Source organism: Streptomyces sp. NPDC050759 (genome assembly GCF_044456945.1).
GTDB lineage: Bacteria > Actinomycetota > Actinomycetes > Streptomycetales > Streptomycetaceae > Streptomyces.
In genome coordinates, this window is sequence record NZ_JBITGI010000006.1 from 149,616 (window position 1) to 165,381 (window position 15,766).

15 protein-coding genes are annotated in these 15,766 nt (G+C 70.4%); 4 read left to right on the plus strand and 11 right to left on the minus strand.

What is annotated here, in order from left to right; genetic code table 11:
* Positions 1-25: 25 nt before the first annotated feature.
* The 5 genes from ACIBJB_RS20110 to ACIBJB_RS20130 form a co-directional block, all read right to left on the minus strand.
* Positions 26-1,471: a DUF6777 domain-containing protein gene (locus ACIBJB_RS20110; RefSeq protein WP_398932282.1), complete on the minus strand. Its 1,446-nt coding sequence runs from the start codon at positions 1,469-1,471 to the stop codon at positions 26-28.
* Between the two features lie 71 nt (positions 1,472-1,542).
* Positions 1,543-2,493: a cytochrome c oxidase assembly protein gene (locus tag ACIBJB_RS20115; protein WP_398932284.1), complete on the minus strand. Its 951-nt coding sequence runs from the start codon at positions 2,491-2,493 to the stop codon at positions 1,543-1,545.
* Positions 2,494-2,598: 105 nt separating this feature from the next.
* Positions 2,599-3,624, minus strand: a complete 1,026-nt coding sequence (locus ACIBJB_RS20120) for a 6-phosphofructokinase (RefSeq protein ID WP_398932287.1) — start codon at positions 3,622-3,624, stop codon at positions 2,599-2,601.
* A 197-nt stretch (positions 3,625-3,821) separates the two neighbouring features.
* Positions 3,822-4,550 (minus strand): type 1 glutamine amidotransferase, encoded by a 729-nt coding sequence (locus tag ACIBJB_RS20125; RefSeq protein ID WP_398932288.1) that lies wholly within the window; start codon positions 4,548-4,550, stop codon positions 3,822-3,824.
* 16 nt (positions 4,551-4,566) lie between these two features.
* Positions 4,567-5,805 (minus strand): MurT ligase domain-containing protein, encoded by a 1,239-nt coding sequence (locus ACIBJB_RS20130; protein ID WP_398932290.1) that lies wholly within the window; start codon positions 5,803-5,805, stop codon positions 4,567-4,569.
* A 112-nt stretch (positions 5,806-5,917) separates the two neighbouring features.
* Between ACIBJB_RS20130 and def the strand changes: the two genes are divergently transcribed.
* Positions 5,918-6,472 carry a peptide deformylase gene (gene def / locus ACIBJB_RS20135; RefSeq protein WP_398932291.1) on the plus strand — a complete coding sequence of 185 codons (555 nt, stop codon included), beginning with the start codon at positions 5,918-5,920 and terminating at the stop codon, positions 6,470-6,472.
* Positions 6,473-6,527: 55 nt separating this feature from the next.
* On the opposite strand, the gene ACIBJB_RS20140 is transcribed toward def, so the two are convergent.
* Positions 6,528-7,172: a TetR family transcriptional regulator gene (locus ACIBJB_RS20140; RefSeq protein ID WP_398932293.1), complete on the minus strand. Its 645-nt coding sequence runs from the start codon at positions 7,170-7,172 to the stop codon at positions 6,528-6,530.
* 172 nt (positions 7,173-7,344) lie between these two features.
* Here ACIBJB_RS20140 and ACIBJB_RS20145 point away from each other — a divergent pair, with 172 nt between their 5' ends.
* Positions 7,345-8,571: an acyl-CoA dehydrogenase family protein gene (locus ACIBJB_RS20145; RefSeq protein ID WP_398932295.1), complete on the plus strand. Its 1,227-nt coding sequence runs from the start codon at positions 7,345-7,347 to the stop codon at positions 8,569-8,571.
* A 62-nt stretch (positions 8,572-8,633) separates the two neighbouring features.
* Here ACIBJB_RS20145 and ACIBJB_RS20150 read toward each other — a convergent pair whose 3' ends face one another.
* From ACIBJB_RS20150 to ACIBJB_RS20170, 5 genes are all read right to left on the minus strand, one after another.
* Positions 8,634-8,870 carry a DUF6213 family protein gene (locus tag ACIBJB_RS20150; RefSeq protein ID WP_007380390.1) on the minus strand — a complete coding sequence of 79 codons (237 nt, stop codon included), beginning with the start codon at positions 8,868-8,870 and terminating at the stop codon, positions 8,634-8,636.
* Positions 8,871-8,895: 25 nt separating this feature from the next.
* Positions 8,896-10,281, minus strand: coding sequence for an NADP-dependent succinic semialdehyde dehydrogenase (locus ACIBJB_RS20155; RefSeq protein WP_398932297.1), 1,386 nt, complete (start codon positions 10,279-10,281; stop codon positions 8,896-8,898).
* 71 nt (positions 10,282-10,352) lie between these two features.
* Entirely contained in the window at positions 10,353-10,814 is a 462-nt protein-coding gene (locus ACIBJB_RS20160; RefSeq protein WP_398932299.1) for an NUDIX domain-containing protein, read from the minus strand.
* Positions 10,811-12,349 (minus strand): ATP-dependent DNA ligase, encoded by a 1,539-nt coding sequence (locus tag ACIBJB_RS20165; protein ID WP_398932301.1) that lies wholly within the window; start codon positions 12,347-12,349, stop codon positions 10,811-10,813. The genes ACIBJB_RS20160 and ACIBJB_RS20165 overlap by 4 nt, the downstream gene beginning before the upstream one ends.
* Before the next feature lie 51 nt (positions 12,350-12,400).
* Complete coding sequence (locus ACIBJB_RS20170) at positions 12,401-13,336, minus strand: NAD(P)/FAD-dependent oxidoreductase (RefSeq protein ID WP_398932303.1); 936 nt, start codon at positions 13,334-13,336, stop codon at positions 12,401-12,403.
* Between the two features lie 64 nt (positions 13,337-13,400).
* Between ACIBJB_RS20170 and ACIBJB_RS20175 the strand changes: the two genes are divergently transcribed.
* Together ACIBJB_RS20175 and ACIBJB_RS20180 are read left to right on the plus strand one after the other, a co-directional pair.
* Positions 13,401-13,973 (plus strand): helix-turn-helix domain-containing protein, encoded by a 573-nt coding sequence (locus ACIBJB_RS20175; RefSeq protein WP_398932306.1) that lies wholly within the window; start codon positions 13,401-13,403, stop codon positions 13,971-13,973.
* An 83-nt stretch (positions 13,974-14,056) separates the two neighbouring features.
* On the plus strand, positions 14,057-15,724 hold the full coding sequence (locus ACIBJB_RS20180; RefSeq protein WP_398932308.1) for a dolichyl-phosphate-mannose--protein mannosyltransferase: 1,668 nt from the start codon (positions 14,057-14,059) through the stop codon (positions 15,722-15,724).
* Positions 15,725-15,766 lie beyond the last annotated feature (42 nt).

Genomic DNA, 15,766 nt, shown 5'->3' on the forward strand with positions numbered 1-15,766 from the left:
GGGTTCCTCGGGTTCCTCGGGGGCGCTACGCGGCGACCGCGGTGCTCGGCCCGTCGGTGTCGGGCTCAGTGGTGGCGGGCTCAGTCGTCGCGGGCTCGCTGGTCGCGGGTTCGCTCGTGGCCGGTGGCGAGGTGGCCGGCCTGGTGGTCACGGGGGCGCTGCTGGGCGGCTCCCTGGTGGCGGGCGCGCTGGTCGTCGCCGGTGGCGGTGACGGCGGCGCGCTGCTGGTGACCGGGGCGCCGGTCGGCGGTGAACCGGTCGAGGGCGGCGGGCTCGGCGGACTGCTCGACTTCCCGGGCGACGGCGAGCCGGGAGCCGTACTCGACGCGGGCGGTGCCGAGGACGCCCCGGGCCTGCCGCTCGACGAGGACGGAGGCGGTGAGGAGGACGTGCCGGGCCGTCCGCCGGACGATCCCGGGGGTCCGGAGGGTCCCGATTTCGGCGGGGTGCTCTTGGGCGGTGTCTTCGCCCCCGAGGAGGGCGGCGGGGGAGTGGTCGTGGGCCCGCTCTCCCCGCCGGAGGTGCTCGAGCCGCCTCCGGCCACGGTCAGCATCACGTACTGCCCGAACGGCAGCTCCGCCCCCGCGGGCGGGTCGGTCGCCGTGACCTTCGCGCCGTCGGACGGCACCCCCTGCCCGGCGTACCCGGCCGCAAGACCGGCGTCGATCAGCTCCCGACTGGCCCGGGCGAAGGTCGTCCCGGCCAGATCCGGCACCGTGCGCCGCTTCTTCGTGTTGAAGGTGCTGTCCCTCTCGCCGGTGCTGCCGACCGGCCGGTTGATACCGCGCGCGGGTTCCTGGACGTCGACGAGGGCGATCCGTGCCAGTTTCCGCGGAGCGGGCTTCACGGCCACCACCGACTCCCGCCGGTATCCCGCCCACTTCTTGTTGCCGTCCTCGAACTGGACGGAAATCCGGCCGGTGTCACCCTCGAAGGGCCGCAGTGGATTTCCACACGAGCACTTCACAGCCGGAAGCCCTTGTTCATCGACGAGAATCGAGATTCCCGCCTGGAGCAAGGAGTTGTACGGGACGGCCTTTTCCTTCTTGTAGTCGTGGTTCTTGACGAGAGTGTCGTGACGCAGCAGAACCGGTGTGAGTCGATCCAGATATTCCGGTATCCCGTCCGTGCCGATGTTCAGCACGTCCGCCCACGCCTGTGCCTTTTCGTGATTCCTGGGATCGGTGAGGAATCGTTCGAGTTTGGCGACGTCACAGATGGTCGGCTGCTTGCTGCCGCCGTACAGACCGGGCGTGTCCCCTTGCTGGAGACTTCCCTGGACGCGCTGCGACCGCACGGTGGTGGCGTCCCTGCCCAGCCCGCTGTTCTCCTCGAAGAACGGGGCGAGCGAGGGCACACCGGCGGCGACCGCCTTGACCACCGTCAGTGGATTTCCCTTCTCACAACCGCTCAGCAGCAGTGAGAAAATCGCCAGGACGGCGATCCTGTGCATAAATGCGCGAAGTGTCATGACCGCTCCCCCCGGCGGCGGTTCCCCCAACGCGCTTCATGCTACTGAATGCTTCGGAAAGACGAAGCCTTTCAACGCCCGCGTGCGTTCAATGAGGCCAAATACGCGTTGTACGCCTCGAGATCCTTGTCGCCGTCGCGGTCGGCGGCCCGGTCCGTGCGCTTGGCCTGCCGCTGTTCGGAGCCGTACCACTGGAACAGCAGTGCGATCAGGACCAGTACGGAGGGAATCTCGCTGAACGCCCAGGCGATACCGCCGGCGTAGTTCTGGTCGGAGAGCGCGTCGATGCCGAGGGAGGCGGGCGGGTTCTTGAACGTCTCCACCATGGGCTCGGACGCCATCATCAGCGCGATGCCGAAGAAGGCGTGGAACGGCATCCCGGCGAACAGCTCCAGCATCCGCATCAGATAGCCCGGTCGCTGCGGCCCGGGGTCCACGCCGATGATCGGCCAGAAGAAGACGACACCGACGGCGAGGAAGTGCACCATCATCGCGACGTGTCCGGTCTTCGACCCCATCAGGAAGTCGAAGATCGGCGTGAAGTACAGCCCGTACAGGCTCGCGATGAACAGCGGAATCGTGAACGCCGGGTGCGTGATGATCCGCATGTACCGGCTGTGCAGCAGTGCCAGCAGCAGCTCACGGGGTCCCTTGCGCCCCTTGCCCGCAACCGGCAGCGCCCGCAGAGCCAGGGTCACCGGGGCGCCGAGCAGGATGAGGATCGGCGACAGCATGCTGATCACCATGTGCTGCACCATGTGCACGCTGAACATGACCATGCCGTAGTCGTTCAGCCTGGTGCACATCATCAGCGCGATGGTGAGCACGCCGACCACGAAGGAAACGGTCCGCCCCGGGGACCACGCGTCGCCCCGCCGCCGCAGCCGCACGACTCCCCACGTGTACAGACCGAGCGCAAGGAGGCAGGCGACGAGGAAGAAGGGGTCGGCCGACCACTGAAGCCCTCGTCCCAGCGTGAACGGCGCCAGGTCGTGGGTCATGCCGTGCCCGCTGTGGTCCATCGCGGCGGCTCCTGATTCGTGGGGGTTGTGCGCGTCTGTCCGCCCCCCAGACTAAGACTGCCCCCGGTCACGTCCTGGACCGGGGGCACACAACCGCCGTACGACCTACAGCACGCACTCCGCCTCGGCGTACCGGTCCTCCGGCACCGTCTTCAGCGTCTCGACGGCCTCCGCGAGCGGCACCATCACGATGTCCGTCCCCTGCAGAGCCGTCATGTGACCGAACTCCCCACGGTGCACGGCCTCCACCGCATGCCATCCGAACCGGGTGGCGAGGACGCGGTCGTACGCGGTCGGCGTACCACCCCGCTGCACATGCCCCAGGATGACCGGCCGGGCTTCCTTCCCCAGCCGCTCCTCCAGCTCGATCGACAGCTGACGGGCGATCCCGGCGAAGCGCTCGTGCCCGTAGATGTCCTTGGCGCCCTCGTCGAAGGCCATGGAGCCGGGCGCCGGCTTGGCCCCCTCCGCGACGACGACGATCGCGAACCGCTTCCCGGCCTCGAACCGCTCCCCGACCCGGCGAGCCAGCTCCTCGATGTCGAAGGGCCGCTCCGGCACGACGATGGCGTGCGCACCGGCCGCCATCCCCGAGTGCAGCGCTATCCACCCGGTGTGCCGCCCCATGACCTCGACGACGAGCACCCGCTGGTGGGACTCGGCGGTGGTCTTGAGCCGGTCGAGAGCCTCCGTGGCGACCCCTACCGCGGTGTCGAACCCGAAGGTGACATCCGTGACCGCGATGTCGTTGTCGATGGTCTTGGGCACACCCACGATGGGCAGACCGGCGTCGGACATCAGCCGTGCGGCCTTGAGCGTGCCCTCACCGCCGATGGGGATGATCGCGTCGAGCCCGAGCTCCTCGACATGCCCCCTGGCCCGCTCCACGCCGTCCCGCAGATGCGAGGGCTGGACCCGGGAGGAGCCGAGGATCGTGCCGCCGCGGGCCAGGATGCCGCCCACCGCGTCGAGATCGAGCTTGAGGTAGTCGCACTCCAGGAGGCCCTTCCAGCCGTCCCGGAAACCGATGACCTCGTCGCCGTGGTCGGCGACGGCACGGTGCACGACGGACCGGATGACGGCGTTCAGGCCGGGGCAGTCGCCGCCGGACGTGAGGACACCAATGCGCATAGCCGGAAAAACCCTCTCACCGAATCAACGTGGGTCGGGTCCGGACCACGTCGTCCGGCTCGAACCCCGCCACCCTAGCGGCACAGGGGGGCGGGGCCGTAGCACGCGTCCGCCTGCTGGACGAGTCCGCTCACCTGTGCGGTCCATGCGTCAGACGGGCCGGTGACGGACGTCTGGAACCCAGGTGAACTTCCTGCTCAGGCGGGCTGCTGAGCGGCCGTGATGCGCTCGTTGCGCAGGGCCTCGTACCAGCGGTCGTCGGTCGGCGGCAGTGCGTTCACGTCGAGCGCGAGCTTCAGCAGCAGGTCGGCGATGAGCGGGTTGCGCGCGAGCACGGGGCCGTGCATGTACGTACCGAAGACCGTGTCGTTGTACGCCCCCTCCGTACCGTCCCCGGTGCCATTGCCCTTGCCCAGCTTGACGTTGGCGAACGGACGGGCGGTGGGGCCGAGGTGCGTGACGCCCTGGTGGTTCTCGAAGCCGGTCAGCGGGGGCAGGCCGAGGCGCGGGTCGATGTCGGCGAGCACGTCACCGACGCAGCGCTCGCCCTCACCGCGCACGGAGATCACGTCGAGCAGGCCGAGGCCGGGCTCGCGCTGGCCGAGGTCGTTGATGAACTCGTGGCCGAGGATCTGGTAGCCGGCGCACACCGAGAAGACGATCGCGCCGTTGCCGACGGCCCGGTGCAGACCGCCGTCCCGGCGCAGCCGCTCGGCCGCGAGCCGCTGGGGCCGGTCCTCGCCGCCGCCGATCAGGTAGATGTCGCCGGAGGTCGGGATCGGCTGGTCGCTGCGCACGTCCAGGCGGGCCACGTCGAGGCCCCGCTGACGGGCCCGGCGCTCGATGACGAGGGCGTTGCCCTGGTCGCCGTAGGTGCTGAGCAGGTCGGGGTAGATCCAGACGATCCGCAGGCTGTTGTCGCTCACAAAAGTCCCCTGTGTCTCAGTTGCCGACGCGGCGGCGCAGGTCCTGGAAGGCGGTGTAGTTCGCGATGACCTCGATACGGCCGTGCGGGCTCATCTGCACGGCCTGGTCGAGGTTGTCGCAGACCTGGAAGTTCTGGTTCGCGACCTCGAGTCGCACCGCGAGGTCCAGCTTCCGGTCGCCGATCACGCAGATCGGGTGGCCGGTGAGCCGGGTGTAGTCGACGTCCCACAGCCAGGAGGTGTCGGTGCCGTCGGCGCCGCGGGCGTTGACGGAGAGGATCACCGGGGTGGGCGGCGGGTCGATCAGGCTGAACGTCTCGAGCCAGCCGGCCGGGTTCTTCGCGAGCAGCAGCCGCAGGTCGCGCTGCAGGAACTGGACCACGTCGTAGCGGCCGGCCACGGCCTGCACCTGGTACATGCGTTCCAGGGCGACCTGCGGCGGCACGCCGAAGACGGCGGCGACGGCGGCGGAGGAAGCCGCGTTGGCCTTGTTGGCACGGCCGGGCAGCTGGAGGTGGATCGGCCAGGCGGACCCGTGCGGGTCGAGCACATGATCACCGGAGAGTGCCCAACTGGGCGTCGGCCGCCGGAACCCGCACTCGCCGCAGAACCAGTCGTCGCCCGGCCGCTGCATCACACCACCGCAGGACGGGCACGACCAGGCGTCGTCCTTCCACATCTGTCCGGCGGCGACCCAGATGACGTTGGGGGAGGAGGAGGCGGCCCACACGACGAGCGGGTCGTCGGCGTTGGCGACGACGACGGCCTTTGAACCCGCGAGCCCCTCGCGCCAATTCTCCGCGAGCATGCGGGTCTCGGCGGCGCGGTCGAGCTGGTCGCGAGAGAGGTTCAGCAGGGCGATGCACTTGGGGTCGGTGTCGCGGGCCACGCCGGCGAGGTACTTCTCGTCGACCTCGATGACGCCGTAGCGGGCGTCCGAGCCGCCCGCGAGGGCGGAGGTGATGCCGGCGGGCATGTTGGCGCCGAGGGCGTTGGAGACGACGGGCCCGGCGGCGCCCAGTGCCTCCGCGATCAGCCGGGTGGTGGTGGTCTTTCCGTTGGTCGCCGAGACGAGGACGACGTCCAGGTGCTGGGCGAGCCGGGCGAGGAGGTCGGGGTCGAGTTTGAGGGCCACCTTGCCGCCGATGACCGAACCGCTGCCGCGACCCGCGGCTCGGGATGCCGCCGCGACGGCCTTGCCCGCCGTCACGGCCAGCTTGGCCCGCGGCGAGAGCGGGTCCGAGTTGCCTGTCATCAGATCTCGATCCTCCTTGCGTACGCGCCGCGCCTCAGCCTCCGGCCACGTGGTGTGGACCTCAGCCTATCGAGATCCGTAGGCACTCCCGAATCGCCGTACCCTTGCGGCCATGCGAAACGGCTCGATTCCGGGCACGCGGGGGCGCGTCCGCACGGTCACCCTGCTCGGCACCCCGGTGTTGCACACACCCTGCGAGGACGTCACCGACTTCGGCCCCGAACTGGCGACCCTGGTGGAGGACTTGTTCGCGACGATGTACGCGGCCGAGGGCGTGGGCCTCGCCGCCAACCAGATCGGCGTGCCGTTGCGCGTCTTCGTCTACGACTGCCCGGACGACGACGAGATCCGCCACCTCGGACATGTGGTGAACCCACGCCTGGTCGAGACGGACGGTGTGGTGCTGAGAGGCCCCGAGGGCTGCCTGTCCCTGCCTGGCCTGGAGGCAGGGACGGAACGTCACGACCACGCGGTGGTGGAGGGGTTCACGATGACGGGGGAGCCCGTGACGATCGACGGCACGGGCTTCTTCGCGAGATGCCTACAGCACGAGATGGACCACATGGAGGGCAAGGTCTACGCGGACCGCGTGAAGGGCTGGCGCCGCGGCAGGCTGCTACGCCAAGCAGGGCGGGCATCTTGGCGCAGGGAGACCGACTCCACCTAGGGGCGCGGGGAACTGCGCGACCAGCCCCCACCGGCCGGCAGTCGAAAGCCGACCCTCAGAACCCCGGCCCCCCCACCTTGTCCCCCGCCGCAGCGAGCCGCCCCCACAACAGATCCGCCAGACTCCGCACCAACTCCGCCCGCGGACAAGGCCGTTCCCCGAGCCACCAGTCACCCGCCGCATACATCATCCCGACGATCCCGTGCCCCCACACCCGCGCCAGCAACGGACTCCCGGGCCCGAGATCCAGCCGCTCCTCGATGACCTGCCCCAACTCTTCACCCATCCTCCGCAGCAGGGGCGCGGAATGCTTGCCGACATCGAACCCCTGGTCCCCGACCTGGCCCCCGTCGGCGGGGTGCATCAGGAACCGGTACACCTGAGGCCGGGCCTCGATCGCCGCCAGGTACGTGTCCAAGGTCGCCTCGACCCGCTCACGCCGTTCCGCCGGAGCGTCCAGCGCGGCCCGGAGCGAGTCCAGCAGTGCATCCGTGTGCCGCTTGGCGAGGGCGGCGTAGAGTCCCCCCTTGTCACCGAAGTGCCGATACAGGATCGGCTTGGTGATGCCGGCCTCTGCGGCGATCGCGTTCATAGAGGCCTGCGGCCCGTCGCGCAGCACCACTCTGTCCGCGGCCTCCAGCAGTTCACGCCGACGGCGGTCGGCGGACCGCTGCTGATCGGTCCGCTGTGTGGTGTCCATGAGCTCTCCCCACCCGTACTGAATCGGTAACGCCTGCGCAAACTAACACCCGGCAGGCGATTGACATCGAACAGGCTGCTGACTGGTCATCGGGAGTTGACTTTTCCTACCCGTGGGTAACAGACTCGGGTTACCGCAAGTAACACGCACGTGCGTCGCCGCTGGAGGGGACATGGCCGAGTTCACCATGGAGCTCAACGACGAACAGAAGGAGGTCCGGGACTGGCTGCACGGCTTCGCCGCCGACGTCATCCGCCCCGCGGCCGCCGAATGGGACGAGCGTGAGGAGACTCCCTGGCCGGTCATCCAGGAGGCCGCGAAGGTAGGCATCTACTCCCTCGACTTCTACGCCCAGCAGTACTTCGATCCCACCGGGCTCGGTATCCCGATGGCGATGGAGGAGCTGTTCTGGGGCGACGCGGGCATCGCCCTGTCGATCGTAGGCACCGGTCTCGCCGCTGTCGGCGTTCTCGCCAACGGTACCGAGGAGCAGATCGGTACCTGGATCCCCCAGATGTACGGCGACGCGAACGATGTCAAGGTCGCCGCGTTCTGCTCGTCCGAGCCGGACGCCGGCTCCGACGTGGCCTCCATGCGCACCCGTGCCGTGTACGACGAGGCCAAGGACGAGTGGGTGCTCAACGGCACCAAGACCTGGGCGACCAACGGCGGTATCGCCAACGTCCATGTGGTCGTCGCGGTCGTCGACCCCGAGCTCGGCTCCAAGGGTCACGCGTCCTTCATCGTGCCGCCGAACACGCCGGGCCTGTCCCAGGGGCAGAAGTTCAAGAAGCACGGCATCCGTGCCTCGCACACGGCCGAGGTCGTGCTGGACAACGCCCGGGTGCCCGGCTCCTGTCTCCTCGGCGGCAAGGAGAAGCTGGACCAGCGCCTCGCCCGGGCCCGGGAGCGGGCGAAGAGCGGCGGTGAGCGCGTGAAGAACGCGGCGATGGCCACGTTCGAGGCGTCGCGGCCCGCCGTGGGCGCCATGGCCGTGGGCACCGCCCGGGCCGCGTACGAGGTCGCCCTCGACTACGCCAAGACGCGTGAGCAGTTCGGGCGCCCGATCATCGACAACCAGGGCGTGGCCTTCCAGCTCGCGGACATGCGCACCTCCATCGACGCGGCCCGACTCCTGGTCTGGCGTGCCTCCTGGATGGCGATCAACGGCAAGCAGTTCACCGCCGCCGAGGGTTCGATGTCGAAGCTCTTCGCGAGTGAGACGGCGAAGAAGGTCACCGCGCAGGCGGTCCAGATCCTGGGCGGCAACGGCTACACCCGGGAGTACCCCGTGGAGCGCATGCACCGGGACGCCGCGATCTACACGATCTTCGAGGGCACGAGCGAGATCCAGCGACTGGTCATCGCCCGGACCCTGTCCGGCATGTCCATCCGCTGACGGCGCTGGGCCGGGGCGGGACGCCCCGGCCGTAGTGCGGGCCGAAGCCGAGACGGCACCTTCTACGGCGCCCCACCGCTGCTGTGCGCGATACAGGCCACGTCGATCCGGTCGGCCAGCTTCGCGAGCTCGATGGTCAGGGCGGCGACCGTGTCCTCGTCCAGCCCGTCGGCGCCGGCCTCGACCAGGTGCAACCACCGCCCGCCGAGACTGCGGAGCAACTTGCTCACATCGGCGGCAGCCACCTGCAGGGTCCCGCGGTCATCGACGATCAGAGGCAGAGTCACTTCGCGGTTCACACCCGGGATGTTAGCCGCGCAAGCGTCACGCTCCGTGCCAAACCGTGGTGATGTTGCAGAACTCCCTGATTCCGTGCCCGGACAGCTCACGCCCGTAGCCGGACCGCTTGACCCCGCCGAAGGGGAACGCCGGATGCGAGGCGGTCATCCCGTTGACGTACACCCCGCCGGCCTCCAGATCCCGTACGAACCGGTCGACCTCGGCCTCGTCCCGCGTCCACACGTTGGAACTCAGCCCGAACGGCGAGTCGTTGGCGATCAGCACCGCCTCGTCGAGGCCGTCCGCCCGGTACAGCGTGGCCACCGGCCCGAAGGTCTCCTCGCGGTGGATGCGCATCTCGCGGCTCACGTCGGCGATGACGGTCGGCGGGTAGTACCAGCCCGGCCCGTCCGGCCGCTGCCCGCCGCACAGCACGCTCGCCCCGCTGCGCCTGGCGTCGTCGACGAGTTCCTCCAGGTCGGCCCGGCCCTGCTCGCTGGAGAGCGGCCCGACCTCGGTGTCCTCCTCCAGCGGGTCGCCGACCCTGAGGGCCTTCATGCCCTCGACGAACCGCTCGGCGAACCGGTCGTAGACGTCCGTGTGCACGATGAACCGCTTGGCGGCGATGCAGGACTGCCCGTTGTTCTGCACCCGCGCGGTCACCGCGATCTGGGCGGCCCGGTCGATGTCCGCGGACGGCATCACGATGTACGGGTCGCTGCCGCCGAGCTCCAGCACCGTCTTCTTCACCATGTTCCCGGCGGTGGACGCCACGGCCCGCCCGGCGGGCTCACTCCCCGTGAGCGTGGCCGCCTTGACGCGTTCGTCGCGCAGGATGTCGTCGATCGCGCCGGACCCGACGAGCAGGGTCTGGAAGCAGCCCTCCGGGTAGCCCGCCTGATGGAAGAGGTCCTCCAGGAACAGCGCGGTCTGCGGCACGTTCGAGGCGTGCTTGAGCAGGCCGACGTTGCCCGCCATCAGGGCGGGAGCGGCGAAGCGGACCACCTGCCACAGCGGGAAGTTCCACGGCATCACCGCGAGCACCGGCCCCAGCGGCCGGTAGCGGACCAGGGCCCGGGAGGCGCCGGAGTCCTTGACGTCGTACTCGGCGGGCTCCTCGTCGGCCAGCAGCGACTCCGCGCGCTCGGCGTACCAGCGCATGGCCTTGGCGCACTTGGCGGCCTCCGCGCGGGCCTGCTTGACCGGCTTGCCCATCTCGGTGGTCATGACGCGGGCGATGTCCTGCTGGGCCTCGTCGAGGAGCTCGGCGGCCCGGTTCAGGAGACGGGCGCGCTCCGCGAAGGAGGTCGTTCGGTAGGTGCGGAACGTCGCCTCGGCGAGCTGGAGCCTGCGTTCGATCTCCTCCTCGCCCATGGCCTCGTACGTCTTGAGCGTCTCGCCGTTCGCCGGGTTCACCGTCGCGATGGGCATGACCGACCTCCTGAAGTCCTGGCTGTGCTTCGACCTTCCCGCGCGGCGGGGGCGACCGCAACGCGTGGACGTCAGCCCGAGTGCTCAGCCAGCCGGTCGAGAAACGCGGCCTGCGCCTTGACGATCACGGCCCGGGCCCGGTCCAGGCCGAACCACTCCACCCGATCCAGCTCGGGGAACTCCCGCGTCTGCCCGGACTTCGGTGGCCACTCCATGCTGAACAGGCCCGGGACCACGGCCGCCGGATCGAGGTCCGCCTCGATCGCCCACGCCGTGACGACCTTGCCGTTCGTCTGCCGGACCTCACCCAGCGGTACGGCCTCCCCGTCGGGCGGCGGCAGCCCGAGCTCCTCCTGGAACTCGCGGCGGGCAGCGGCCCAGGCCGACTCCGAGTCCGGCTCGTACTCGCCCTTCGGAACCGTCCACGCTCCGGCGTCCCGCCGGGTGAAGAACGGGCCACCCATATGGCCCAGCAATACCTCCAGGCCGTCGCCGGTGTGCCGGAACAACAGCAGGCCCGCGCTCGTCCTCACGGCCTCACCTCGGGATGCGCGGCCAGCAGCGTCTCCACCGTGTCGGCGTCCTCCGGCCGCTTGTCCTCGCGGTAGCGGACCACGCGCGCGAAGCGGAGGGTGACTCCGGCCGGGTAGCGGGTCGACTTCTGGAGGCCGTCGTAGGCGATCTCGACGACGAGTTCGGGCCGTACGGTCACCACGTAGCCGTTGCTGTCGACGGCCAGCTCCTGGAGCCGTTCGGTCTGCCAGGTGAGCATCGCGTCGGTCATGCCCTTGAAGGTCTTGCCGAGCATGGCGAAGCCGCCGTCGGCCGTGCGGGCGCCGAGGTGAAGGTTGGAGAGCTTGCCGGTGCGGCGGCCGTGGCCCCACTCGGCGGCCAGCACCACCAGGTCGAGGGTGTGGACGGGCTTGACCTTCAGCCAGGAGGCGCCGCGCCGGCCCGCGCTGTAGGGGGCGTCCAGGGACTTCACCACGACGCCCTCGTGGCCGCGCTTCAGGGTCTCGGCGAGGAACTCCTCGGCCGCCGGGATCTCGTCCGGCCCGGACACCAGTGTGCGCCGGACCCGCATCGGCTCGGGCACCAACCGGGCCAGCTCCGCGTGCCGTTCGGCGAAGGGCAGGTCGAGGAGGTCGCGGTCGTCGACGGACAGCGCGTCGAAGAAGACGGGGGAGACGGGAACCGCCTCGGCGGCCGTCGTCACGTCCACGCGGGAGCCGACCCGGCCCGCGGTCTCCTGGAAGGAACGGGGCCGCCCGTCCTCGTCGAAGGCGATCACCTCGCCGTCCAGGATGAACCGCTCGCCCCTCAACTCCCGTGCGGCGGCCGTCAGCTCGGGCAGCCGGTCGGTGATGTCGTCGAGGGTGCGCGTGTACAGCCGTACGGCATCCCCGTCCCGGTGGATCTGGACGCGGATGCCGTCCAGCTTCTCCTCGACCGCGCAGGTGCCGAGCTTGTCGACCGCCTCGGCCACCGAGGAAGCGCTGTGCGCCAGCATCGGCAGGACCGGGCGGCCGACGGTGAGGCGGAAACGGTCCAGCGCGGACGGGCCGTCGGTGAGCAGGGCCTCGGCCACCGTCTGGAGGGAGCCCGCGAGCATCACGGCACGGCGTACGTCGGCGGGAGGTGTTTCCGTCGCCTGGGCGAGCCCCTCCGTGGCGACCGCGTCCAGCGCGCCCTGCCGTACCTCCCCGCTGATCAGCCCGAACAGGAACCGCTGCTCGTCCTCGGTGGCCGCACCCAGCAACTCACCCACCAGCCGGACCCGTTCGGCCTGCGAGCCCGCACCCGCGACCTTGCCCAGCTCACTGAACAGGGCGTCCACCTCGCGCACGGTCAGGGTCGGCTCGGCGGCCGGGGCGACCGGGCGGCTGAGCACCTTCCAGCCGACGCCGAGCCGGCCCTGCGGGAGCCGTCCGGCCAGGTAGGGGATGACGATCGGGACGTCGTCCGCCTCGGCGTCCCGGAACAGTTCGGCGAGGAGTGCGATCTTCCGGGACCGCGCCGAGGTGGCGGCGACCTCCTGGGACACGTGGGCCAGCCGGGCAAGCAGCATGCAGCCATCCTGCACCGGAGGCGGCGGGCCCACACCCCGACCGCACCCCGGCTATGCCTTTACGGCCGCGTCGAGGTCGCTCATCAGCAGCTCCCCGTTGATCGTGGCCGCCGCCCGGTAACCCGCGCTCGCCGCGTTGATCACCTGCTCCCCGAAGCCGGCCGCATTGCCCACGGCGTACATACCGGGCACGGTCGTCTGCCAGTTCCCGTCGACCACGGGGTAGCTGCCGAAGGGCGTCTCCTGGAGCTCGGCGCCGAGCCGCTCCAGCAGGCCGGTGCGCGGGACGGCCCGGGGCGCGGTGAAGACGACCTCGCGCGCGTGCGTCGTGCCGTCCTGCAGTCGTACGCCGGTGAGCCGGTCGTCCGTCACGACCAGCTCGGCGACCTCCCCGGGCACCACGCCGACACCGGCCGCGGCCAGCCGGCGCAGATCGTCGTCCGTCAGCGCCTCCTCAGTGACCTGGTGAAGGAACAAGGTCACATTCTTCGACCACTGGGAGACCATCAGCGCCTGGTGCACGCTCAGCGGGGTCGTGGCGAGCACGCCGAAGGCCTGGTCGCGGACCTCCCAGCCGTGGCAGTAGGGGCAGTGCAGGACGTCCTTGCCGAAGCGCTCGGCGACGCCGGGTACGGCCGGGAGCTCGTCCTCGAGGCCGGTCGCGACGACGAGGCGACGGGCCCTGGGCACCCGCCCGCTCGCCAGGGTCACGGCGAAGCCCGGGGCGACCTCGACCACCCGGTCCTGGACCAGCTCGACGCCGTAGCCCTTGATCTCCTCGCGGCCGATGGCCAGGAACTCGGCGGGCGGCATGCCGTCCCGGGTGAGGAAGCCCTGCATGTGGGCCGCGGGCGCATTGCGCGGTTCGCCCGCGTCGACGACCAGGGTGTGACGCCGGGCCCGGCCCAGGACCAGGGCGGCGGACAGGCCTGCCGCGCCGCCGCCGATCACGATCACTTCGTATGTCTCGCCGTATGTCTCGGTCATGCCGCCACGGTCGCTCCGCGGGCGCGGGATTGACAAACAACTTTGCCGATTCTGCAATACGGGTATGACTACCGACGACGTTCTCGCCGAAGTGGGACCCAGGCTCAGGCGGCTGCGCAAGGACCGGGAGGTGACCCTCGCGGCCCTCTCGGAGACGACCGGCATCTCCGTGAGCACGCTCTCCCGGCTGGAGTCCGGCCTGCGCAAGCCCAGCCTGGAGCTGCTGCTGCCGATCGCCCAGGCCCACCAGGTGCCGCTCGACGAACTCGTCGGCGCCCCGCCGGTCGGCGATCCCCGGGTGCGGTCCGCACCGCTCGAACGGCACGGACGTACCTTCTGGCCGCTCACCCGGCAGCCCGGCGGCCTCCAGGCCTTCAAGGTGCTGGTGCCGCGCCGCGAGGAGGAGCCGGAGCTGCGCACCCACGAGGGCTACGAGTGGCTGTACGTCCTGGCGGGGCGGCTGAGGGTGGTGCTGGGCGACCACGACGTGGTGATGACGGCGGGGGAGGCGGCCGAGTTCGACACCCGGGTGCCGCACTGGTTCGGGTCGACGGGGGAGGGTCCCGCGGAGTTCCTCAGTCTCTTCGGGCCGCAGGGCGAGCGGATGCACGTACGGGCCCGTCCCCGGAAGACGTGAGGAACTCCGCCTGCCGGCAGGTAGGTTCACCGGATGGACGAGATACCGCCCCGGGCACACGTGACGGCACGGCAGGTCGCCCGGTGACGAGCAGCGACGTGACGACCTGTGACCCCGTCGTGGACACCCCTTCGACGACAGCGCCCCGGGACTGGGCAGCGCGCCTTCGACGGTTCGGGTACGCGGCCCGGCCGGGAACCGACCTCCGCGAGCGTCTCGTTCCGCGTTTTCCGAAGTCGTCGGTGTGGGACTGGCTGGGACCGGTGCTCGTCGCCGTCCTGGCCGGGGGGATCCGTTTCTGGCACCTCGGCCGGCCGCGGGCCGTGGTCTTCGACGAGACCTACTACGCCAAGGACGCCTGGTCCCTGCTGCGCCTCGGCTACGAGGGCAGCTGGCCGGACCGGAAGATCGCCGACCCGCAGATCCTCGCCCACCCCCAGGTCGTCTCGCTCTCCGACACGGGGGCGTTCGTCGCGCACCCGCCGACGGGCAAGTGGGTGATCGCCCTCGGCGAGTGGATGTTCGGTCTCAGCCCGTTCGGCTGGCGCTTCATGACGGCGGCCCTGGGCACCCTGTCGGTGCTCATGCTGTGCCGCATCGGACGCCGTCTGTTCCGTTCGACCCTGCTGGGCTGCCTTGCCGGCGCGCTCCTTGCGGTGGACGGTCTGCATGTGGTGATGAGCCGTACCGCCCTGCTGGACCTCGTCGTCATGTTCTTCGTCCTGGCGGCGTTCGGCTGCCTCCTGGTCGACCGGGACCACGCACGGGGCCGGCTCGCGGCCGCGCTGCCGGTCGGCGAGGACGGCCGCGCGCGCCCGGACGAGCACACCGCCGACCACACCGGCACCGGGCCGCGTCCCTGGCGGCTCGCCGCCGGGGTCTTCCTGGGGCTGGCGGCCTCCACCAAGTGGAACGGCCTGTACGTGCTGGTCTTCTTCGTGCTCCTGACGGTGCTGTGGGACGTCGGCTCGCGCCGCGTGGCCGGTTCCCCCCGACCCTACCTGGCGGTGCTGAACAGGGATCTCGGCTGGTCCCTCCTGTCCCTGGTCCCGGTCGCGTTGACGACCTATCTGGCGACCTGGACCGGCTGGTTCCTGTCCGACGACGGCTACGGACGCCACTGGGCCGACGGCCGCGGCGGCACCTGGTCATGGATCCCCGCCCCGCTGCGCAGCCTGTGGCACTACGAGTACCTGGTGTACGACTTCAACGTGGGGCTGCACACCCCGCACAAGTACCAGTCCAGCCCCTGGAGTTGGCTGATCCAGGGCCGCCCCGTGCTGTTCGACTACCAGTCGCCGAAACCCGGACAGGACGGCTGCGCCACGGCGGTCGACTGCTCCCGGACCGTTCTCGCCCTCGGCACCCCGCTCCTGTGGTGGTCGGCGTGCGGTGCCCTGCTCTACCTGCTCTTCCGCTGGGCACTGCGCCGCGACTGGCGGGCCGGCGCCGTCCTGTGCGCGGTGGCCGCCGGTTACCTGCCCTGGTTCCTGTACCAGGACCGTACGGTCTTCTCCTTCTACGCGGTCGTCTTCGTGCCCTACCTCTGCCTGGCCGTGGCGATGACGGTGGGCGCGATCCTGGGGCCACCGGGGGCGGACCGCGGACGGCGGACACGGGGCGCGGTGGCCGCGGGCGCCCTCGTCCTGCTCATCGCCTGGAACTTCGTCTACTTCTTCCCGCTCTACACCGGGGAGACGATCCCGTACGCCGACTGGCACTCCAGGATGTGGCTGGACACCTGGATCTGAGGGCGGAGCCTCCCTGATACGTTACGGAGCTTCTGCCGCCCG